General features: G+C 38.4%; 13 protein-coding genes and 2 pseudogenes. 3 read left to right on the top strand and 12 right to left on the bottom strand.

Translation table 11 applies throughout. The features are described from left to right. Positions 1-131: 131 nt before the first annotated feature. Positions 132-4,478 (top strand): annotated as a pseudogene (locus F601_RS13680) (acyl-CoA dehydratase activase); the annotation flags it as partial. Positions 4,479-4,556: 78 nt separating this feature from the next. On the opposite strand, the gene F601_RS12660 reads toward F601_RS13680, so the two are convergent. The 5 genes from F601_RS12660 to F601_RS0104445 all read right to left on the bottom strand — a co-directional run bounded on the left by F601_RS12660 (position 4,557) and on the right by F601_RS0104445 (position 11,100). Then, entirely contained in the window at positions 4,557-5,135 is a 579-nt protein-coding gene (locus F601_RS12660; protein WP_018164475.1) for a pentapeptide repeat-containing protein, read from the bottom strand. 395 nt (positions 5,136-5,530) lie between these two features. Next, positions 5,531-6,877, bottom strand: a complete 1,347-nt coding sequence (asnS, locus tag F601_RS0104460; protein WP_018164473.1) for an asparagine--tRNA ligase — start codon at positions 6,875-6,877, stop codon at positions 5,531-5,533. Between the two features lie 81 nt (positions 6,878-6,958). Continuing rightward, complete coding sequence (locus F601_RS0104455) at positions 6,959-8,140, bottom strand: pyridoxal phosphate-dependent aminotransferase (protein ID WP_018164472.1); 1,182 nt, start codon at positions 8,138-8,140, stop codon at positions 6,959-6,961. Then, positions 8,137-8,607 carry a cell wall elongation regulator TseB-like domain-containing protein gene (locus F601_RS0104450; protein WP_018164471.1) on the bottom strand — a complete coding sequence of 157 codons (471 nt, stop codon included), beginning with the start codon at positions 8,605-8,607 and terminating at the stop codon, positions 8,137-8,139. Before F601_RS0104450 ends, F601_RS0104455 begins: the two co-directional genes overlap by 4 nt. Before the next feature lie 30 nt (positions 8,608-8,637). Then, positions 8,638-11,100 (bottom strand): bifunctional DnaQ family exonuclease/ATP-dependent helicase, encoded by a 2,463-nt coding sequence (locus F601_RS0104445; RefSeq protein WP_018164470.1) that lies wholly within the window; start codon positions 11,098-11,100, stop codon positions 8,638-8,640. Positions 11,101-11,330: 230 nt separating this feature from the next. Between F601_RS0104445 and F601_RS0104440 the strand changes: the two genes are divergently transcribed. Beyond that, entirely contained in the window at positions 11,331-12,161 is an 831-nt protein-coding gene (locus F601_RS0104440) for an alpha/beta hydrolase (RefSeq protein WP_018164469.1), read from the top strand. Positions 12,162-12,506: 345 nt separating this feature from the next. Here F601_RS0104440 and F601_RS12320 read toward each other — a convergent pair whose 3' ends face one another. The 5 genes and pseudogenes from F601_RS12320 to metK all read right to left on the bottom strand — a co-directional run bounded on the left by F601_RS12320 (position 12,507) and on the right by metK (position 21,482). Continuing rightward, entirely contained in the window at positions 12,507-15,299 is a 2,793-nt protein-coding gene (locus F601_RS12320; RefSeq protein WP_018164468.1) for a starch-binding protein, read from the bottom strand. A gap of 407 nt (positions 15,300-15,706) precedes the next feature. Continuing rightward, entirely contained in the window at positions 15,707-16,966 is a 1,260-nt protein-coding gene (gene murA / locus F601_RS0104430) for a UDP-N-acetylglucosamine 1-carboxyvinyltransferase (RefSeq protein WP_018164467.1), read from the bottom strand. A gap of 328 nt (positions 16,967-17,294) precedes the next feature. Further along, positions 17,295-19,082, bottom strand: a complete 1,788-nt coding sequence (locus tag F601_RS12860; RefSeq protein WP_018164466.1) for a G5 domain-containing protein — start codon at positions 19,080-19,082, stop codon at positions 17,295-17,297. Positions 19,083-19,224: 142 nt separating this feature from the next. Next, positions 19,225-20,057: pseudogene (locus F601_RS12310) on the bottom strand (AraC family transcriptional regulator). A 234-nt stretch (positions 20,058-20,291) separates the two neighbouring features. Continuing rightward, entirely contained in the window at positions 20,292-21,482 is a 1,191-nt protein-coding gene (gene metK, locus F601_RS0104415; protein ID WP_018164465.1) for a methionine adenosyltransferase, read from the bottom strand. A 511-nt stretch (positions 21,483-21,993) separates the two neighbouring features. Between metK and birA the strand changes: the two genes are divergently transcribed. Further along, on the top strand, positions 21,994-22,929 hold the full coding sequence (gene birA, locus F601_RS0104410) for a bifunctional biotin--[acetyl-CoA-carboxylase] ligase/biotin operon repressor BirA (protein ID WP_018164464.1): 936 nt from the start codon (positions 21,994-21,996) through the stop codon (positions 22,927-22,929). Here the strand turns inward: birA and F601_RS0104405 are convergent. Beyond that, positions 22,910-23,104: a DUF3272 family protein gene (locus F601_RS0104405; RefSeq protein WP_026183107.1), complete on the bottom strand. Its 195-nt coding sequence runs from the start codon at positions 23,102-23,104 to the stop codon at positions 22,910-22,912. The two genes, birA and F601_RS0104405, sit on opposite strands and share 20 nt — an antisense overlap. A gap of 166 nt (positions 23,105-23,270) precedes the next feature. Then, positions 23,271-24,059 carry an alpha/beta hydrolase gene (locus tag F601_RS0104400; protein WP_018164462.1) on the bottom strand — a complete coding sequence of 263 codons (789 nt, stop codon included), beginning with the start codon at positions 24,057-24,059 and terminating at the stop codon, positions 23,271-23,273. Between the last annotated feature and the right edge of the window lie 5 nt (positions 24,060-24,064).

The following is a 24,064-nucleotide window of genomic DNA, read 5'->3' as shown; positions in this document are numbered from 1 at the left end:
ATTAAAAATGAAAGTTTTATAATAACATTATAACAAACAGACTGTTTAATAAGCAACAGAATGTTGATAGGATTGAATTGATATCCTAGAATTTAGAGGTAAAACATGTATAGAGCAGGTATTGATGTCGGATCAACAACAGTTAAGCTAGTTGTCTTCGACCAAGATAATCAATTGATTTTTTCTAGATATGAACGTCATTTCTCAGACGTTAAGTCTGCAACCATTAAAGTCTTAAGCGAAGCCATTGATGAAATCGGGGATAAAACGGTCTCCATCGCCATCACTGGTTCTGGTGGAATGGGCTTGTCAGATGCCGCTGAAATCCCTTTTGTCCAAGAGGTTATCGCAGCTACAACGACAGTTGAGCACCAAATTCCCCAAACCGATGTGGTTATTGAACTAGGCGGTGAGGATGCCAAAATGACCTTTTTCGGCGATTCCCTTGAGCAGCGGATGAACGGGACTTGTGCTGGTGGAACAGGCGCTTTTATTGACCAAATGGCAGAGCTTCTTAAAACTGATGCCAATGGGGTAAATGAACTAGCCAAAAACTATGAAACCATCTACCCTATTGCCAGCCGTTGTGGCGTTTTTGCCAAAACTGATGTTCAGCCACTCATCAACGAAGGAGCCAGAAGAGAAGATATCGCAGCCTCTATTTATCAAGCTGTGGTCAATCAAACCATTGCTGGTTTAGCTTCTGGCCGTAAAATTACTGGCAATATCGCCTTTCTTGGCGGCCCACTCTATTTCATGAGTGAACTGCGTCAGCGTTTCATCGAAACCCTTGATATCAAGGAAGAAAATATCATTTTCCCAGAAAATCCTCAACTCTTTGTTGCTATGGGAGCAGCACTTGATGAGGAACAAACACAGCTTTCGTTCTCTCAAATCATGACTAATCTCAAGCATAATTCTTCGGATTCACTGGTTCCCAAAAACACCCTAGATGTCCTCTTTAAAAGCCAAGAGGAACTTGATACTTGGCGTCAGCGCCATAACCAAGCAAGTGCCCAATATCGTGACATAACAACTGTTTCTGGACCACTCTTTCTTGGCATCGATGCGGGTTCTACTACTTCAAAAGTTGTTCTCATCGATCCAGAAGGCGCAATCGTCTTTGAGCACTATGGCAACAATCAAGGACAACCCCTTGAAAATGTTATTTCCATTCTCAAGGAAGTGTACCAGCAATTGCCAGAACAGGCCTATATCGCTAGATCATGTGTGACAGGTTATGGAGAAAACTTAATCAAAGCAGCTCTCCGTGTTGATTACGGTGAAGTTGAAACCGTGGCTCACTTTAAGGCTGCCAATTACTTTAACCCTGGAGTTGATTTCATCTTGGATATCGGCGGTCAAGATATGAAGGCTATGTTTGTTCAAGATGGGGCTCTTTCAAGTATTCAACTCAATGAAGCTTGTTCCTCAGGCTGTGGCTCCTTTATTGAAACGTTCTCTAAATCCCTCAAATATGATGTCAAAGATTTTGCCCAAATCGCTCTTCTGGCTGAGTATCCCGTTGACTTAGGATCAAAATGTACGGTCTTTATGAATTCAAAAGTTAAACAGGTTCAAAAGGAAGGTGCTAGCGTTGCAGACATTTCTGCTGGTCTATCCTACTCCGTTATCAAGAATGCCCTTTATAAAGTAATCAAGCTTAAGAGACCCGAAGACCTGGGAGAAAAGATTGTTGTCCAAGGTGGAACCTTCTACAATGAAGCCGTCCTTCGAGCATTTGAACTCGTTAGCGGTCGCGAAGTTGTCCGTCCAAGCATTGCTGGACTCATGGGAGCCTATGGCTGTGCCCTCATTGCCCAAGAAAAATATGAAGATGAAATGGCTCATCTGACCCAAGACCAAATGGCCATGGCCTAAGGAGGAAAGAAATGATAAATGAAAATTTAATAAACTCTAAAATGGGCTCCGGTCTTATGGGCTTAGAGGAGCTTGAAAATTTCAGCTCTGAAAAAGAATTCACTCGTTGCGGACTTTGCGAAAACAATTGTGCCCTAACCGTCACTATCTTTCCTGATGGCTCTAAATTTGTAACGGGTAATCGCTGTGAACGCGGTGCTGAAAAAGTCACCAAGATAAAATTCGACCGTAGCAACGCCAAAGAAAACCTCGTTGATTACAAGTACAAAAAATTATTCAAATACAAAGCATTGTCAAAACGTGATGCCATCCACGGTGTCATTGGTATTCCACGTGTTCTCAACATGTATGAAAACTACCCACTCTGGCATACTATTTTGACAGAACTTGGCTTCCGTGTACAAATTTCACCGAAATCAGATAAAAAACTCTTTGAAAAAGGGATTGAAACCATTCCTTCTGACACTGTCTGCTACCCTGCTAAGATGGTTCACGGCCATATCCAAGCCCTTATTGACAAGAAGGTGGATGCTATCTTCTATCCTAGTGTCATTTATGAGCAAATTGAAAATAGCAAAGCTCCAAACCATTATAACTGTCCTATTGTCCAATCCTATCCTGAAGTCATTGAGAAGAATGTTGACCCTATCCGTGATGGAGAGATTAAATACTTCCATCCCTTCATTAATTTGGCGGATGAGGAATCTGTGGTCAAATCTTTAGTTAAAGCTTTTGCAGATTACCAAGATATTAGCTCTGAAGATATTAGGTCAGCAGTTGCAAATGGTTTCCAAGCGCTAGCTGATTTCAAAAAAGACCTACAAGACAAGGCAGATGAGCTTTTGACTAGCCTTGCCATCAAGGGTGAGAAAGCCATCGTCTTATCTGGTCGCCCTTACCACCTCGATCCTGAAATCAATCATGGTATCGCTAATATTATCACTCAAGAAGGTTTCCATGTTCTGACTGAGGATATGGTTTCAAGCCTAGAAGAAGTCAATGGCTTGCGCGTTGTTAACCAATGGGTCTACCATTCACGCCTTTATGCTGCTGCTAAAGTTGTTGCAAAAAATCCTAACTTAGAACTGGTTCAGCTCAATAGTTTTGGCTGTGGATTGGATGCCGTTACCACTGACCAGGTTGAAGAAATCATGCGAGGTCACAATAAGCTCTACACTGTTCTCAAAATTGACGAAGGCAGCAATATGGGAGCTATTCGTATCCGCCTACGTTCCCTCAAGGCAGCTGTTGAAGAACGTGACAATAAGCTCAAAAAAGCCAATCTTGACCATATCTTCAACCAAGCTCCGCAATTTAAGACACCAGATGAGGAGATAGCTCCACAAGAACCTGTCTTCACCAAGGAAATGAAGAAGACTCACACTCTTCTCATGCCAATGCTATCCCCAATTCACCAGAATGGATTGATTGAAGAAGCCTTCAAACAGGCAGGCTATAATGTGGTTATCCTACCTGCTATGGATCGTCAAGCTGTTGATGTCGGCCTAAAATTCGTTCATAACGACGCCTGCTACCCAGCAATTATCACAATCGGGCAGTTGGTTGAAGCACTGCAATCGGGTGACTACGACCTTGACAACACCAGTGTCATGATGACCCAAACCGGCGGTGGCTGTCGTGCAACAAACTATATTCCACTGCTACGCAAGGCTCTTAAAGACGCAGGTTTCCCTCAAATTCCAGTGGTTTCCATCTCCATGGGTAATCAGGGGACTGAGGAAACACCAGGCTGGAATATCACCCTCCCATTTGTCAAGCGCCTGCTTATCAGCGTTCTCTATGGCGACCTCTTTGAGCGCGTCCTCTATCGCGTCCGTCCTTACGAAGCTGTCCCTGGCTCTGCCAATGCCCTTTATGAAAAATGGCTGAGCAGCGCTAAGAAAAACATCAAGTCAGGCTCCTATTTTGAATTCAACCGCAATATGAAGCGTATCATCAAGGACTTTGACAACCTAGCAACAGTCGATTTTGGTCAAAAACCAAGAGTCGGCGTTGTGGGTGAAATCCTGGTTAAATATGCTCCAACTGCCAACAATGACATCGTTGCTATTATTGAAAATGAAGGCGGTGAAGCTGTTGTCCCAGACCTCATTGGCTTTATGAATTACTCTCTTTTCAATAATATCTGGAAGGCTGATGAACTCAACATGAGCCAAAAAGCAAAACGTTTTGCTAAACTTGGCATTGATGCCATCAATCTCTTGGAAAAACCAATGAACAAGGCACTAGAAAAATCTGAGCGCTTTGAAGGCATTGAATCCATTTATGATATCGCTGAGGACGCTTCTAAGATTATTTCCATCGGTAATCATACTGGTGAAGGCTGGTTCCTAACTGGTGAGATGATTGAACTTCTCAACAATGACGTCAAGAACATCGTCTGTCTTCAACCATTTGGTTGTCTACCAAATCATATTGTCGGAAAAGGTATGGTTAAAGAACTTCGCCGTCAATACAAAGGTGCAAATATTGCCCCAATTGACTACGATCCTGGATCTTCAGAAGTCAACCAGCTCAACCGGATCCGTCTCATGATGACAACCGCTAAGAAAATGCAGAAAGCTCAGCTATCTCAATAAAAAATCAAAACACGAAATCCTTTGAGCCCATAAGGCTATGGAAATTTCGTGTTTTTCTTTGTATTTATGGCCTGATCAATCCACAATAATCCCTAAAGAATCTAAAAGTGTTAATGCTTCTGGATAGCTAAATTGAGCTTCTTTTATAAGATTACGAGTGACATCAATAAGGTAGCCTTTTGCCTCTTTGAAATTAGCCTTGCGCAAATCACAATCTAAGTAAGTAGTCCCATTCAAAGAACAAGAAGAAAAGAGTGCTTCTGTAAGCTGACAATCTTCAAAACTAGACTCTTCGATCTGACTTTCCCTAAAGTCAAATTTTTTCAGATTCAAATTAACAAAGGTATTGTACTTAAGATAGGAGTTTTGAATTTTAACAAATGGCTGAGCCAAAAGATTCTTTGATCGTAAAGACCACCAATCTAGTCCAATGAGATTGCAATCTCTAAAAAAGCCTGCTTCAAGAGTGGATTGCAAACAACGTGGACTGATGATATGACAATTCTTAAAATCACAATTGCTAAAATGACAATTCAAAAGCGTCACTTGCTCAAAACGACAATCAATAAAACGACAATCTGAAAAATGAAGATTTTCAAGCAAATCTCCAGAAATGCTCTTGCCTTCAAAAATCTCTTCTTCAAAATACTTCATTTCTTTCTCCTCATAAAAAAGCGCCATGGAGGCGCTTTGATAATATTATCTGTATAAATCAAACTAGTGGTTCCTCAATTGATTCAACAATGACATATGGCATCTGCTCAGATATTATCACCAAAAATTACTAATACCATTTAGTCAAAGTACCACCAAGCATACTTAGCAAACCAAAAAGCAGACTAATGAGAATTGTGGTCATGAAATCTTCAAAGGCATTGCCATGAACAATGAGTTGCCATAAAGATCTGATTAAAAAAACTATCGCGATAATAATCAAACTTGATTTTATTTTTGGCATAATAACCACTCTTTCTTTGTCTCTACCCAGTTAGAGCGACATTAGATTGTGGGAGCCTAAGAGTCTGATACCATGAATACAGAATTAATGCTTACGGTTTGATACGATGAAGCATACGTGGGAATGGGATAGCTTCGCGGATATGTTTAGTACCTGCAACGAAAGTTACCATACGTTCGATACCAATACCGAATCCACCGTGTGGTACTGAACCGTATTTACGAAGATCAAGGTAGAAATCGTATTCTGACTTGTCCATACCGAGTTCATCCATTTTAGCGACTAGGGCATCATAATCATCTTCACGCATTGAACCACCGATGATTTCACCGTATCCCTCAGGTGCAAGAAGATCGGCACAGAGAACACGTTCTGGATTACCAGGGACTGGTTTCATGTAAAAGGCTTTGAAGCTAGCAGGATAGTTTACAACAAAGGTTGGAACACCAAAGTAATTTGAAATCCAAGTTTCATGTGGTGAACCAAAGTCATCACCATGCTCAAGATGTTCGTAATCTGTATCTTCATCAGCTTCATGTTCTTGAAGAAGTGTAATAGCATCATCGTAAGAGACACGTTTGAATGGCTCAGCAATGTAACGTTTAAGAGCGTCTACATCACGTTCAAGTGTTTCAAGAGCTTGAGGAGCATGATCAATAACACCTTGAATGAGTGCTTTGACATAAGCTTCTTGCAAGTCCAAAGATTGTTCATGAGATAGGAATGAATATTCAGCATCCATCATCCAGAATTCTGTCAAGTGACGGCGAGTTTTTGATTTTTCAGCACGGAAAACTGGACCAAAGTCGAAAACACGACCAAGAGCCATTGCTCCAGCTTCAAGATAAAGCTGTCCTGATTGACTTAGGTAAGCAGGCTGACCAAAGTAATCTGTTTCAAAAAGTTCTGTTGAATCTTCTGCTGCATTTCCTGAAAGAATTGGGCTATCAAACTTGATAAAACCATTTTTTTCAAAGAAGTCATAAGTCGCATAGATAATGGCATTGCGTACTTGCTGGATAGCAACTTGCTTACGAGAACGGAGCCAAAGATGACGATTATCCATAAGGAAATCTGTACCGTGTTCTTTTGGTGTAATTGGATAGTCTACAGAGTCACCGATTACTTCCAAGTCAGTCACGTCCAATTCATAACCAAATTTTGAACGTTCATCTTCTTTAACAACACCAGTCACATAAACAGATGTTTCTTGGCTAAGACGCTTAATGGTATCAAATTTAGCAGCTCCTTCTTCTTCACCAAATTTTTCAAGGAAATTTGGTTTGAAAGCTACTGCTTGGAAAAAGGCAGAGCCATCACGTAGTTGAAGAAAGGCAATTTTTCCTTTTCCAGATTTGTTTGCAACCCATGCGCCAATAGTGACTTCTTCACCAACATGTTTAGGCACATCAATAATCGTTACTAAATCTTTAGTCATCGTTTGATTTTCTCTTTTCTAATTTTATCTATGTATTATTTTATCATTTCTAAAATAGATAGCAAAGCTATTTCAGAAAGATTATGCTTCCATAAAGGCTTTGAGGCGGCGGACAGCTTCTTTAAGTGTGTCAAGGTCAGTTGCGTAACTCAAGCGAACATTTTCAGGTGCACCAAATCCAGCACCAGTCACAAGTGCAACCTCTGCTTCTTCTAGCAAAGCATTTGTAAAGTCATTAACGTCATTAAAACCTTTCATTTCCATAGCCTTTTTGACATTTGGGAATAAATAGAATGCACCTTGAGGTTTAACTACTTCAAATCCAGGCACTTCGCAAAGTAATGGATAAATTGTATTTAGTCTTTCTTCAAAAGCTCGTCTCATTTCTTCAATAGAAGATTGATCACCAGTTAATGCTTCGATTGAAGCATATTGGGTAACAGCAGCAAGATTTGAAGTTGTTTGACTAATGATTTTAGCCATTCCAGAAATGATTTCAGGTTCACCAACAGCAAATCCCATACGCCAACCAGTCATTGAAAAAGTCTTAGACACGCCATTAACCACAACTGTTTGTTTACGAATAGCTTCTGATAAACTTGAAATGGCAGTAAATTCATTACCATTATAGACCAGGCGACCATAAATATCATCAGCCAAAATTAGGATATCATGTTCAACTGCCCATTCACCAATTGCTTGTAATTCGTCACGACTATAAATCATGCCTGTCGGATTTGAAGGTGAATTTAGAAGAATTGCTTTAGTTTTATCTGTGCGAGCAGCCTCAAGTTGCTCAACTGTCACTTTAAAATCATTGCTTTCAACAGTCTGAACGGTTACAGGCACTCCATCTACCATCTTGACTTGGTCCACATAAGAAACCCAACATGGTGTTGGAATAATAACTTCATCTCCAGGATTAATGACTGTTGCAAAAAAGGCATAGAGGATAAACTTAGCACCTGAACCAACAACAATCTGATTACGGGCAACTGAATAACCATAAAACTTGGTCATATAGACATTTATCGCATCTTTTAATTCCGGTAGACCTGAAGCTGCTGTGTAAAAGCTAGCTTTACCATTTTGAATAGACTCAATAGCAGCATCCTGAATATTTTTTGGAGTAACAAAATCTGGTTCCCCTAAAGTTAGGGATAAAATATCCCTTCCCTCCGCTTTTAGTGCTGCAGCACGCGCACTAGCAGCTAGAGTAACACTTTCTTCCATTTCCAACACACGATTTGATAATTTTGTCATAAGCCCTCCTTTTTAATGAGCTCGCCTGTTTCAAAGCTAATGAGATAAAAACCATTATCAGCTGTCACTTCCCAGATAGGTTCTTGATTCGAAAGACCAAAAACTACTTTCGAAATCCCTTTTGCACCTGAACTCTTCGCTACTTTCTCTGCCTGTTTTCGACTAATGCCTTCTGATTCCTCAAAAACAAATATCTCTTGGTCCTCTTTGCTAATGACAACGACTTCTTTTTCGTCTTTAGAATTACTTCCAAAAACACTATAGTAAGCCTGTTTACCATTGTACACATCAACCGAAGTGATCGTCTTTAATTCCGCAAATTCTTTTGCAAGAGCTTGGGCTTCTTTTTCTGCTTGCCAACGTGGACTTAAAGCAGAATAAAAGACAGCGACTATTGCTATTAGAAGCGCAATGAAAACTAGGGTAAAGCCAAGTAAATACTGCTTTACTGGTGTTAATTTCTTCATTGCTTCCTCCTTAATACAATATCTATTTCATTATACCAGAAATTTTGCCAATTCTACCAGCCTGTCCTCATTTTTTTCCTGAGACACATAAAATTCTTCGGACAATGCTTTTTGAATGATTCCACCGTAAGATTTAGTTAAAATCCGATTGTCCAAAATAAGAACAGCTGACTTTTGACTATCACGACGCATAGTTCGACCAATAGCCTGTTTAAGTTTAAGGATAGCTATTGGTAATGAATAATCATAGAATGGACTTTTACATTCAGCTAGAAGATGATTACTTATTTTTTTGACAAAAAAGTCCTCAGGATTGTCAAAAGGAATACGTGCAATAACTTCAACCATTCTATCTGGATTCACAAAATCAACACCCTCCCAGAAAGCGCCTGTAGCCAGCAAAATAAAGCTCTCGCCACGATCAAAACGTCGTTTAACGTTATAAGCAGAGCCATTTTTATCCTGTGTCAAGTGTCGAACTTCCCACTTATCCAGAATCTCTGAAACTTTCAGCATCATTTTTTTGGCATTAAAAAGTACTAAGATCGGCTTATCCAGACTTTCAAGTTTTAAAAGACGTTCTGCAATCGCTAAACAATAATCTTCCTCTGACACCTCATCAACTCCAGGCATTGTTTCATCAATCCAAATCTTTTGATTAGGTCTCTTTTCTTTCGGAATTGCTACATAACGATAGTCATCAAAGCCCAGCAACTGTGCCAAACTAACTTTAGGACTAATTTGTAGTGTCGCTGAAATCAAATAGGTCTTTCGAGTTTCTGGTAAGAAAGCATTAAAATCTAGGATAGCATCACTAGCCGCATTTAGGTAAACAGTACGCTTTTCATTTTCTTCTTGAGATTCTAACCAAAAATCATCAAATTGTGGATTAAAGCAATCTCGCAATTCCTCAACTTCTGGAAGTGAAAGCTCCGTCACCAGATGACTTATTCTCTCAATCTGATCTGATGAAAGTCTCACTTGTCTATTCTGATGCAAATTTAATACAGCCTGCGATAGCTCGAAACTGAGACCTTCTAGGAGTCTTTGCTCTAAAAGTGGCCGTTGGTCAACCAAGCACTTCTGTGTCTTTTGTAGTAATTGCGTCAGATTAACCTGTCTTCGTGAAAACTGCTCTAAATTAAAAATCAATTTTTGAGCCTCGTCAAAAACTAGGATTTTACCAGCCGCAAAGGCTTTATCATCTTGAACACGCTCAAAAAAATAAGAGTGATTTGTTACCAAAAGTCTACTCGACTCCGCTCTTAAGTAAGACAATTGCCAGAAATCAACATCATAAAACTGAGATTCTGCACTCAAATGTCCATCATGCTTAATCAAATCAAAGTAGGCTTGATAGCGTTGCTTTTGCTTGATTTCATCTAAATCACCAGTTACAGTTTCAGTCAGCCAAACTAAAATCTGCATTTTATAGCGATTAACCAAGCGATTGTCCCCTTGATTCCTTAAACTATTATAGAAATTATCTAATTTAATATAGTTACGAGGACCTTTCAGACTATGGCTACTGATTTGAAACACTTGAGACAGCTGTTTAACTTCATTAGCCATCATTTGGTCTTGTAAAACTTTAGTTGGAACAGACACGATTATTTGAGTGTTTTCTGCTTGCTTTAAAAGAGGCAACAAATAGCCGTAGGTTTTACCAAGGCCAGCTTGAGCTTCCAAAAAACTAACTTCCCTTTGATCAAGTTCTTGCTCCACAAGATTTGCAAATTCTGATTGCTGTTCTCTTGATTCCAAACCGAGCAGGGCCATATTGACATCGAAGTCCTCTGAAAGATGACGTTCAGACTGGACTGAGCTGGCTTTTTGCAAGACTAGTCCACCTACCAGTTGATGTTTTTCATGGGCAAAAAGTCTCGACTTTTCAAAAACTTCATCAACAACCATCCGAGTTTCAAATAAAAAATTATCTGATAAGTCTAGAATCTGCTCCAAAGTTTCCTTTGGTAAGCTAGCAATTTTTTCTTTTAGTTTAAAAAATAGCTGAGCTGTTGCTAAAGCATCTGAAATCGCAGTATGAGCATCTGAAAGTTCCAACTCCAATAATTCTGATAAATCTGGTAAAGTGTATTTTTCAAAAGTCGGATAGAAAACCTGCGCCAACTCAACCGTATCAACTCTGGGCGTCCGAAGTTCATAACCTTCAAAAAATAATTGTTCTGCTAAAAGATTGGCGTCAAATTTGACATTGTGAGCCACGAAAACACAGTCTTCGATTAATTCAAAAATGTCTCTGGCAACTTGAGAAAAATCTGGTGCCTTTGCCAACTGCTCATCTGTAATTCCAGTTAATTTAATAATGTGTTCACTCAAAGGCTGATGGGGATTAATATCAGTTTGATAAGTATCAACAATCTCATCACCTTGAATAATCACAATCCCAACTTGAATAATCTCTGCTGTCGAATGGGCACCAGTAGCCTCTAAATCAACAACAGCATATTTACGCATTTTATTTTCCGTCATAACATCTCAATTATACCACATTACCTAGTGCATTTCTTTAGAATGGTATGACAATCTCAGACAAAATCACCTTAAAAGCAAAGCTTAAAAATAATCTTCAAATCGATAAATGTAATCTTTTCGACTCATTCGATTAAATGCTCTGCTATTTCCAAAAGAGATTGGACAGAATATTCAAAATAAACTTAAATTATGATATAATGACTGTAACTTTCCCTTTAGGAGTAACTATGAAAAAAACTAAACTTAATAATTACTATCTTGAAATGAAAGAGCACTACTTGGATGTCGATTATTACAAAGAAAAGCGTCGAATTCGTGTTCTTTTGCCCAAAGATTATAATAAGGAAGAATGGGCTAGCTACCCTGTTTTATACATGCATGACGGCCAAAATATTTTCTATAGTAAGGAATCATTCTCAGGTTACTCATGGAAAATAATTCCAACGATTAAGAATCATAAAGAGCTGCCAAAGGTTATTATCGTTGGTATTGATAACGCAGAGGGCAATCGACTAAATGAATATGCCCCTTGGATGACTGATGTTGGTACAACTCGTGAGACTGCCAGTGTTGGTGGCGATGGCATGGCCTACGGTGAGTGGGTAGTCAATACCGTGAAACCTTTCATAGATAAAACTTATCGTACAAAACCTGGCCGAGAAAATACACTCTTAGCGGGCTCTTCAATGGGCGGTATCATCACTGCCTATATGGGGGCTGCCTACCCTGAAGTTTTTGGAAATCTAGGTGTTTTCTCACTTGCTTCATGGTTTAGCGAACGTGATTTCTTGCGCTTCTGTGACTCTCATCCTTTAAATAAAGACAGTAAAGTCTTTATCCAAGTTGGAACTAAAGAGGGTGATGAAGTTGATGAAACCTTTGCACCAAATATGAACCAGGCTTATATTGATTGTACCCTACACTACTATCAGTCTCTTCTTAAAACTGGCCATCCAATGGAAAATATTCAGTTATTGATTATGGCTAACGAGATTCACCATGAAAAACATTGGGCTGACCATTTTATTGAATTCTTACATTTTACTTTAAAAGATTAATAGTTTTTGTGGCAATCACTGACTTTGCCAAACTACCATACACTCTTTGCTATTATTTTAAAATAAAAGATATAAAAAACGAATGACGTCACTAGAAGATTTTTAAACTTCCCTTGAGTCATTCGTTTTTGTTTACCTTTCATCTAGTTTGAAAAAAAGTCATTATACTCAAATAAAACCAAAATGATACATCGTCAGTTTTGACTTGCCTATTCCAGTTGAGACAAAGAAGTTCCTTCAAGACCAATCTCCAAGAGACTAAACCACTCCTGGCGCTACCTGCACCTCAGTTCTTGTTTGAAAGCTAATTCACTCGAACTATACCATTTTGGTTTTCAAATACTATTATTTTAAGCCAGATTTGTTATAACTGCCTTTTAAGACAAAGTCAAAGCCTACTGATGTAGGAAATTGAATGCTGCTATTTGGCTTGTTGAAAATTAGTTTTACACTAGATGTTGCATAGTCTTCTGGTAAATCAATATAGAAATTACCTTGACTACTTTTCTGCATTTCTTTTCCTGGCCATGCTCCGAGTGGCATTTGAACTGGATTTCCATAGTAAGCATAGACATTAGCTGCATCCCAGCCACCTGGATTCTCAAAAGTGATGCGTGTCATCCCTTCTGAGAGATTGTCATTGCCTACAGACTCGTGATTGCCGTTGATATCATAGATATGCCCAAGTTCAATTTCATAACCTGCTTTATTCTGTGCAGGATACTGAACCTTAGTATCCGGATTGTTAAAAATAATTCTACCACCTACTAGGTCTTCTGATAGTTCAAGATAATAACCGTAATCATCTTTTTGCATTTCTTTCCCTGGCCAAGTTCCAGCTACTGGATTACCTTTACTATCATAAACATAAGCAAAAACTTTATTCCAGTTCTGAGTGTTTTTGAAATAGACACGGTTTGCAAATTCAGACACTTCTGATTGATCAACTTTACTACCAACTTCAACAACTTTTGTAATAGGTTCTGTCATCACAGTTTCTGAAATTGTTTGTCGTGCTGTTTCAACACCATCAGTATAAGTAACTTTGAAAGTAATCTCTTTTACGCCATCTTTACCTTCTGTTACCGTACGTGAAGTTCCTTTTGCCAATTCTGCGTTTTCAACAGTTTTTGTATCAAACGGAATTGAAGCTTGCTCTGTTACTTCCTTATATTCCACTGTTGAGGCTGTGCCCGTTAATCCATTTTTAGAATAGATACCGTTCGCTTTCAATTCAAAACCAACATTTTGCGGATATTGAGCACCTTGATTATTAGTGAAAAGCACTTTAGCGCCATCAGTCACATAGGATTTTGGAACAGAAATAGTATAACGTCCAGATGAATCTTTAGTCATCTTAGTACCTGGCCATGCACCTAGGAGTTTTGAGTCTTTAGAAGTATACATATAAGCGTAAACATCTGTCCAATTATCAGGATTGTCAAAATATAGACTTGTCTTGGCATTTGGATCTTCCTTAGTAAAGGTATATGTTTTTGAACTTACTTTGTCAGCAGTATCAGTAATTGTTAAAGTAATTGTGACACTTTGACCAACTTCCAAATCATCACCAATTCTTACCTTATCTCCATCTTTAAATGTAACTTCGTTACCTTTATTAATCTGATAAGTCGCCTTCTTAGCATCAGAGGTTTTCAGGGTAAGTTCCGTTGCTGATGTAATGGTATTATTACCTTCATTATAGCCACTTATTGATGCGGAAGCTTTATTATCTTCAACATTGTATAGTACTACAACTGAACGGGCTGGCACATTACCTGTGATTCTATTATTGGCTACAGTAAATGTTTTTCCAGATACTTTATCAATATAGGTTCCATTTGCTAGCTTAGTTTCTGAATTGATATTTTTTTCATTGCTGACGAGATTAACAATAACAGTGCCTTTGTTACCACGTTCGATCATGACAACCTGTTCGTCACCGTTAGGATTACGGATATATTCAGACTCACCAATCATAGTATTATTAAATTTATTAACTGCAACAACTGACTTGTCTTTGTACAAGTTACTACCTGCATCACCAATTCTGCTCTGTCCTGTGAAACGTGTTCCATTACCACCACCTACTGGACGAGAGAAGAAAAGTGGAGTTCCTTTTGCACGTGCTGTAATCATTGCCCAGCCTAATTTGAGGTCTTCATCACTCATCCAAGTTGATTCTTGATCATCGTTAGCATAGGTATCATGTGACTCAACCCAAAGCACAAGATTAGATGGATCTACAGCTGCTTGATAATTTCCTAGATTTCCTGAATTAATTCTACGATCATGCAGTGCATCTCGAATTTGTCGTCCATAATTTGAGGCCGTAATACTCATCAAATTTGCATAACTTGCATCCTTTGAAATTGAGTCTTGTAGGACTTCTCCATACTGGAACTCAGAACCATTATTCAAAATAACATTCCAAAAATTACTTCCGTATTCACCAGGTAATTCAATATGCTTTGCAGCATCATATCGGAAACCGTCAGCACCGTCAGCGACAGCATTTTTCAAAAATTTAAGCAAATACTGCTGCACTTCATAACTTTGTGTATTCCACTCGTAAAGGCCTAACAGAGAATTCTGAGTGACATCATATCTATCATTCCAATTTCTGATTTGTGTATTGCCACGAGTCCAGTTTGGAATAGATTTAATATAAGCATCAACTTGGTTATAATCTGAAGTGGTATGGTTCAAAACAGCATCAACAATTATTTTAATACCATATTCTTCAGCAACTCTGTTCATTTCAATAAACTCAGCTTCAGTCCCGAGTTGGTAGTTACCTATGGTGTAGAGAGTCGGTTGGTATTGATAGTACCAATTTGATAAACTCTTATCTCCCCCTTTTCCTGCTACTACTGCATTTATTGGCGAGGTTTGAACACTAGTGTACCCCGCGTCTTTGATTGCCGCCATATTATCTTTTATAGTATTAAAAGACCAACACCAAGCATGAAGAATTGTCCCGTCTTTCATTGAGACTTCTGAATGAGAACTTGCTGAGCTTGTTTCGCTATAGACATTAGTGTCTTTTACAAGAACAACCGTTCCAAACAAGGTTAGAATTAAGGTTGATTTGAACAGTAACTTCTTAAACGATTTTTTCTTGCTTTTCTTGAGCATGAAGAATCTCCTTGATAATAACTTTTTAGAGCGCAACCGCTTTCATTGTGATGTAAAATAAAAAACCAAATACAACTGGTTATATACTAGCATTTATCAAAATTCTATATTTATCTTATAATTTTTATCTCCCTAAATCCTTATATTTTATTGCAATCGGTTGCAACTCTTTTTGTATTATAACATATAAAAAATATTATAGAACAAGAAATGATGAATTTTCTAAAAAATTATCCATTTGTAACATTTTTGACCAAAATCTGATATATAAATTGCTTTGTGCTTGCTAAAATTCAAGAGATACTCACTAATACTCGAAGAGAATAGAACACTTCATTACTATACTAGGGAGCACAAAAACTCCCTCACCAGAAAGATAAGGGAGTTGGTTTTCTTCAAATAAAGGATTACTCTTCAACTAGTTGAATATCTGCACCAAGTGCAGTCAATTTTTCGATAATGTTTGAATAACCACGAAGGATAAATTCAATATTTGTAATTTCTGTTTTTCCTTGAGCCATCAAACCAGCAATAACTAGCGCTGCTCCCGCACGTAGGTCAGTAGCTTTTACCTGTGCACCAGATAATTGATTTGGCCCATTATAAACAATTTGGCTACCCACAACAGAAATATCTGCACCCATACGAGCCATTTCAGGTACATGGTTAACACGTTTTTCATAGATTGTATCTACAATTGCACCTCGGCCTTGAGCTGTTAAAAGTAATGGTGTGATTGGTTGTTGTAAGTCAGTTGCAAAGCCTGGGTAAGGTGAGGTTTTTACTGATACAGCTTTCAAGTTTTCTTGAGCTTCTACGAAGATAGAATCCTCTTCAACTGTCATACGTACACCCATCTCTTCTAATTTTGCAATGTAAGATTCCAAGTGTTCATAAAGGACATTGGTTACACGAATACCTTGTCCAACAGCAGCTGCCATTGCAATATACGTTCCAGCTTCGATACGGTCTGGGATCACTTGATGGCGTGTTCCATGTAATGTTTCAACACCTTCAATGACAATAACGTCAGTACCAGCCCCACGAATATGGGCACCCATATTATTTAGAAGAGTTGCAACATCAATAATTTCAGGCTCACGCGCAGCATTTTCAATAACTGTGCGTCCTTTTGCTTTGGCTGCGGCAATCATTGTGTTAATAGTTGCACCGACACTTACAGTATCCATATAGATATGTGCACCATGAATAGGCTCACCATCTGTTGCAAGTCGCATTGACTCACCCTCATATGAAATACTTGCACCCATAGCTTCAAAAGCCTTCAAGTGAAGGTCAATTGGGCGAGGGCCTAAATCACATCCACCTGGTAGACCTACTACTGCTTGACCAAATCGACCTAGTAAACTTCCATAGAAATAGTAAGAAGCTCTGAGACTATTGATTTTACCGTATGGCATTGGTACATCTTTAACACCACGCGGATCAATTTCAAGAGTTTCACCATCACGATTAACCTTAGCCCCCATAGAGACCATAATATCAATCAAACTATCTACATCTGAAATAGCAGGAACACCGTCAAGAGTAACAATATCATCTGCCAAAATAATAGCTGGGATTAAAGCAACGACACTATTTTTAGCGCCTGAAACAGCAACTTCACCTGAAAGTGGCTTGCCACCGTTAATAATAATTTTACGCATTACATTCAAATCTTTCTGATAACTAGAATTCAACCTTTTAATTCTAACATATATTAGAATATTTTACAAATCAACAAAACTATGGATTTTAAAATGGAGTTTGGATTCTATACAGGTTGCTTTGTTATCAAGGAAATTTAAAAACTGCAATAATTGCTTTGCTACAAGATAATGGAAAAGAAGACCAAATTGGCCTTCCTTAAATACCAACTACTAGTTAGCCAGCACGTTTGATACAGAAGTTCATATCCCCCTCTCATAATCACAACCAGTAATAATTACATAAATCTAAACAATATGTAAAAAACTTTAAATTAATCATCTATCATCATTCAGCAATAAATACTACAACCGATGTAACACCTTCTTCATCACGACCAAATTGAATACTACTACCATTTCTTAGTTTTCCTTTAGATAATCCCAAGCCTAAGCTTACTCTTGAGTAGTTCTTTCTAAAAGAGAAAGAAGAGTAAAATTTCCACTTATTATAATAAAAATCCATAGCTAAATATTTTTCAGATACTATTTCATGGAACTCGCTACTTGCAAATGAAGCTTCTTCAAAAAGAGCTGTCCCTCGACTATCAACCGTTTTCCAAGAGCTGCCATCAGGACGAACTTCACTTTTCCCTTCAGTAAACATATAACCATAATCAGCTTGTTCCTGAGCTCGTATTGATGCAATTTCTCGTCCATATGATGTTGAGGTAACTGGTTCTAATCCCTGAGCCACTCTATCCGCATTTAAATACTCAAGGAAATATTTGGTAACCAAGTCCATATCAATGGTATTCTTAATCTTAGCTAATTCATCTTTTGAAAATCTTGAAAGACCAATATAATTGCCGTTAGCGTTTTCGAACAATTGATCTTCATTGTAGGTATTTAGATAAGTGAAGAGAGTACCATAGGTAGATGGCATAGCGACATCGCCAGTAGCCATCCCAATCACTTCATTTTGAGCTGGCGTTAACTCTTTAGAGACAACAGCACCATTTTTTTCTGTAACGATATAGTAGGCTTGTTTCCCTTCTTTTAAAACTTTAGTTTGTCCATAAGGGATACTAGCATCCTCTACATATTCTGTTTTAAAGATTCTATTGTTATAATCGTAATAATCATCATCAAACGGAGTTAATTCTTGAGTATATTGATAATATGTTCCTTGCAAAATCATCTCATTAACCGGCTCTTTTCGATTTTCTTTAACCACTTCACGTCCTGTTTCCATGCCATTTGTGTAGGTGATTTTATAGGTTGTTTCAACATAGCCATCTTGACCAACTGTTTTTACTTTAGTTTGTCCCTTTTCTAAAGTATCATCATCTTGATATTCTGTTTGATATTGTAAAACATCTTTTGTTGTTTCAGTCTTCGTTGTTATCTTATCTTTAGTCCCATTCAAGATAACCTCGTCAACTGCATCTTTTTTATTTTCTTTAACTTTTTGTCGTTTACTTTCGACACCATCTTTGTAAGTTATTTTATAAGTTGTTTCAATGTAACCATCTTGCCCTTTTACCTTGACTTTGGTTTCGCCCTTGTATAGGCTATCGTCATCTTTAGTAATAGATTTATATTTAATTATTTCTTTCGTTGTTTCAGTTTTGCTCGTTACTCTAACTTTAGGATCAAAGGTATCTTCTGCATACCAACCAACACCCTCACCTTTCCAACCTTTCTTGATTAAAGAATCGTACTCCCCCTTACTCAATGTATAGTGATGAGCCCCAGCCTTTTTCGCATTAGGATTATAAAGACGGTATACTTTTGATGATCCTCCCGATTTCCAACCAACACCTTCATACTTCCATCCAACTTTTACAAGCATGTCCTTTTCACCCTTGCTAGTTGTATAATGGTGGTCACCAGCATTTGGATTATATAATCGGTAAACATCAACACCATTTTGGGGAGCAGTCCATGCACCACCCTCATACTTCCAACCGACTTTAACTAAAAAATCTTTTTCTCCAATTGCAGCGGTGTAAAAATGTTCACCACTATTCGGATTGTATAAACGGTACATTCCAGTACCATTTTCTGCTGAAACTGTTGTTGGAAATAACAAAATTCCAGATATTGCAGCGACGTAAAACATTTTCTTTTTCATTATCTAATCCCCCATAAAAAGATAACTTGATATTTCAAACAAATTATAACACACAAAAAAAGCGATAACAATGGTTTTTGTTTCGCTTTTTTAAATAATTTAATAGTTTTTAATTAGATAAATTTTTGATAGTTAATGAAACTTACCTCACGACTGGTACCCAAAGCTCCATTTCGTAGTCATCTGAGTGCATGTCGGCTTCTGAATATACTTCAAAGTCTGGGGCTCCAGAATGACGATAGCCTGTTTCTGGAAAGAAGACTTCTAAAACATACTTCCAAGCCTGGTGAATGGATCCTGGGATTGGTCCCTTAACAGGAATAATGGCATATTCAGCTGGTTCAACTTCTATGATAGAAAGTCCCAATTCTTTAGCCTTTTCTTGTCGGTTACATCATAGCCAGCCATATAATTGATGAGATTTTCTTCTTTGACATCCGTACAAATACCATAGGATTGCCCATTTCCCAGTCCTTCCAAAGTTTCAAAGGAATAAGTGCTGTAAAGCTTATCCCATAGAGCTGGGCATTGACTATTATCAACTCCTTCTAGTAAGAGGCCTGCTACTGCAAAAGCATCTTTCTTTTCAATTCTGATATCCATATCTTTTCCTCCTGTTATTTTTAGTGATAATTTAACGGGTGGGAAGACCTTATAGGCACTTCCAGAGCGAACTTGAGTTGGGGTGGAACCATGAAATTTCTTAAAAGCTGCACTGAAAGCATCAGCTGAATCATAGCCATATCTGACAGCAATATCAATAATCTTTTCTGATGTTTCTTTTAAATCATTAACAGCTAATGAAAGTCTACGATTTCTCAGATACTCCGACAAACTCATATCAGCCAAAATCGAAAAGAGCCGACTGAACATGGCATAGGAATATCCTGATAGCTGCTGAACTTTCTTAGAATCAATTTCTGAATCCAAAACAGTCTCTAAATAATTCATAGTTTGGTTAAATTGATGCATCATTTATAAAGATACCAAGAACGTTGAAATAGTCCAGCAGACTGTACCAAGCAACAGACAAGGAAAGCAATCTCCCTTCTTCTAGCAACTTAAATCAACGTTCAATTCCTTTCTTCACCTCTCACTGAAAGTATAACAGAATTTATACCCCATTGCCCTAGAAATTTTGAACAAAGATAATGGGATTCCAATACAAAAGAAACCGCCATATCAGGTGATATGACGATCTTTATTTTTCTATTTAGTGGCTTCTTTCAAGGCATCCACCTTATCCAATTTTTCCCATGGTAGGTCGATATCTGTACGTCCCATGTGTCCATAAGCCGCTGTTTGACGGTAGATTGGACGTTTGAGGTCAAGCATTTGGATGATACCAGCTGGACGAAGATCAAAAATCTGACGAACTGCTGCTTCAATCTTGCTTTCAGCAACTGTATTTGTTCCAAAAGTGTCGACACGGACAGAAACAGGTTGCGCCACACCAATCGCATAAGCTAATTGTACTTCTGCCTTGCTTGCTAGACCTGCTGCTACGATGTTTTTAGCAATGTAGCGAGCCGCATAAGAAGCGGAGCGGTCAACCTTAGTGGCATCCTTACCTGAGAAAGCACCGCCACCGTGGCGAGAGTAACCACCGTAAGTATCAACGATAATCTTACGACCTGTCAAACCTGAATCTCCCTGAGGCCCACCGATAACAAAGCGGCCAGTTGGGTTGATAAAGAATTTAGTCTTGTCATCAAGATATTTTTCTGGAATAACAGCTTTGATGACTTGCTCGATAACATCTTGATGAATTTGTTGGTTAGTCACATCTGGATCGTGCTGGGTTGAAATAACAACCGTATCCACACGAACTGGCTTGTCATTTTCATCATACTCGACAGTAACCTGTGATTTAGCATCTGGACGTAAGTATGAAATAGCTCCAGATTTACGCAAGTCAGCTAATTTTTTAACTAATTTGTGAGAAAGTGAGACTGGCAAAGGCATGAGTTCAGGCGTTTCGTCAATAGCAAAGCCGAACATGAGACCTTGGTCCCCTGCACCAATCAAATCTAGCGGATCTTGATCATCATCACCACGAACCTCAAGGGCTTCGTTGACACCTTGAGCAATGTCTGGTGACTGTTCAACCAATGAAGGATGTACCCCAACTGACTCAGCAGCGAAGCCATATTCCGCATTGGTATAACCAATTTCAGCAATAGTATCACGCACCACACGGTTGATATCAACATAAGCTGTCGTTGAAATCTCACCAAAAACATGGACTGACCCAGTATAGACAGCTGTCTCAGCTGCCACGTGAGCCTCAGGATCCTGAGCTAAAATAGCATCCAAAATAGCATCGGAAATCTGGTCTGCAATCTTATCAGGATGCCCCTCAGATACAGACTCAGACGTGAAAAGTTTACGTTCTGACATAAAAATGTCCCCCCTTAAAATTTTTGAAAAATTGCCTATCACTTTGAGTGAAAAGCACTTGTCGAAAAAAACTAGGTTTTCTTTCCAATTCAACTTACCAGTCTGTTACGACGGAAAAACCAAGATTCGATTAATAATCTTGGGCTTTTCCTAGTAAGTCTCTTAGGAAAAATCCCATAGGATTTTCCGTTGTTTTATGAGCGAGTTCACTCACCATAAAACAAAGAGAGTTACAAAGTACCACTTTACAAGGACAACTTCTCGCTGTCCTTTTCGATTCAAAAACAGTTAGAGGCTAGGAAATGCGGGCGAAGGCTATACTGGAGTATGCCGAGCCAAGTTGACAACGCATATAACTGTTTTAGTTCGAAAAGTGTCTTATCGGGACTCATTACAATACCACCTATTGTACCATGCTTCACGAAAATATGATATAAAAAATTGATAAATTACTGATAATTTTTCTCTATCAAAAGCAACAAAAATAAGAAAAATGTATTATACTATATTTATGAAAACATATGAAAGACTATACGACTACCTCAGTCAACAATCCGACTTTACAAGTGGCGAAAAACTAGCACAGGAATTTGAATTATCCCGCACTGCAATTTGGAAAGCAATCCAAACATTAGAAAGCAAAGGCATTCAAATTGAATCCGTAAAAAACAGAGGATACAAAATTATCTCAGGGGATCTCCTTCTGCCAGAAAAAATAAGTAGAACTTTGGGGATAGATGTCTCTTTAAATGAAAAAAGTGATTCAACTCAACAAGATGCAAAGCGAGGAATTGAAACTGATACAGCAGCCCCTCACCTTTATCTAGCTCCCAGTCAAAAAAATGCCAAGGGAAGGTTCGGACGAACTTTTTATGCATCTGAGCAAGGCGGCATTTATATGTCACTCCATCTCAAACCAAACTGTCCATTTGATGACGTCCCTTCCTACACTCTCATGGTTGCTTCAAGCATCGTCAAAGCAATTTCACGCTTAACTGGTATTCAAACCGACATTAAGTGGGTTAACGATATCTATTTGGATGGGAAAAAAATAGCAGGCATTCTAACTGAGGCTGTCGCTTCTATCGAAACAGGTCTCGTGACAGACATCGTCATTGGAGTTGGCCTAAATCTCCATGTTTCTTCTTTGCCAGAAGAATTGCAGAGCAAAGCAACTAGCCTTTGTACTTCAGAACCAAGCATCACGCGCAATCAATTGATTACAGAAATTTGGCACCTCTTTTTCACCATCCCAGAACATGAATTAATTCGAGTCTATAAAGAAAAGTCACTCGTTCTAGATAAACAAGTGACCTTCATTGAAAATGATGTAACCATAAGTGGCATTGCAGAAGAAATAACAGACCAAGGACATCTCATTGTAAGACTTGAAAATGGTCAAGAAATGACGCTTCGCAGCGGTGAAGTCAGTCTTTCTTCTTGGTAGCTGAAAGAATAGCCTGAGTCACTTTTGTCACACGATAGACGCGTTGTAAATCTCTTAGAAGTAAGATTCCCCAGAGAATTGCTACGAGGTAAGATCCCGAAAAAATGGCTTCATTAAAAAAATAAGTTTCAAAAGCACAAACAAGTGCCATTAACAAAAAATGTGCAATATTCATAGTTAACATTATACCAAAAAAAGATAAGAAAATGATAGATGAACTCCCTGCTATCTAGCAGACAAGGGATCAATCAAATATCATTTTCTTTTTTCTATCTTAAAATAAGCTTTAGCTAGCGGACTCTTAGAAAGAAAAACTAGCAACAATTTCAGATTACAAATTATTAAGAAAGACGTTCTTCCTTAACATACTTAACTGGCAACCACTCTAAAAAGGCTTCAAGCTGTTTTTCCCAATAATACCAATCATGGGTACCATGGTCATTGCGATAATCAATATCCAAGCCGTATTTCCTCAACTCTGCGATACCAACTTCATTGGCCTGGTAAAGAAAATCTTCGTAACCACACCAAGCATAGAACTTGGTGCGCTTATCAGATTTTTGAGCCAAAGTGGTGAGATAGTGCTCTTCAAGCGCTTTGCTATTATCCAAATCCCCAAAAATACCTTGCCAATAAGGTTTTTGTTCAGGTGATTTATCAATCAAATCGCTAGCATTGAGATTAAGGGTACCCGAAAATGCACCTGCATGTGAAAAGTTGTCAGTAGCCAAAGCCATTTTATAAGCCCCATAGCCTCCCATAGAAACCCCAGCAATAAAAGTTTTCTCACGCTTTTGGCTCATATTTGGGAAAAAGCGGTGCAGAACTTGCGGCAATTCTTCCGCCAATGCAGTAAAGTAAGGCAAACCATAAGCTGTATCAGTGTACCATCCCAAATCAGTTGAAGGCATAACCACAATAAGATTCGTATGACGAAGCAAACGTTCAATAGCAGTACGCTTCTGCCATGAATTCTCATTGCCACCCATACCATGTAACAAGTAAAGAACTGGAATATCCTGGTCATCTACTTCATCAGCTGCTAATTCAAAGGCATCTGGATAAATGACATTGACCTGCCACTCCATCCCTAAAACTTTTGAGTTATATTCAATTTTAAAAAATGCCATAAATT

Origin of the sequence: Streptococcus henryi DSM 19005 (assembly GCF_000376985.1) — a bacterium.
Lineage (GTDB): Bacteria > Bacillota > Bacilli > Lactobacillales > Streptococcaceae > Streptococcus > Streptococcus henryi.
Note: the sequence above shows the minus strand (reverse complement) of the source record. Positions and strands in the feature narration are given on the sequence as shown.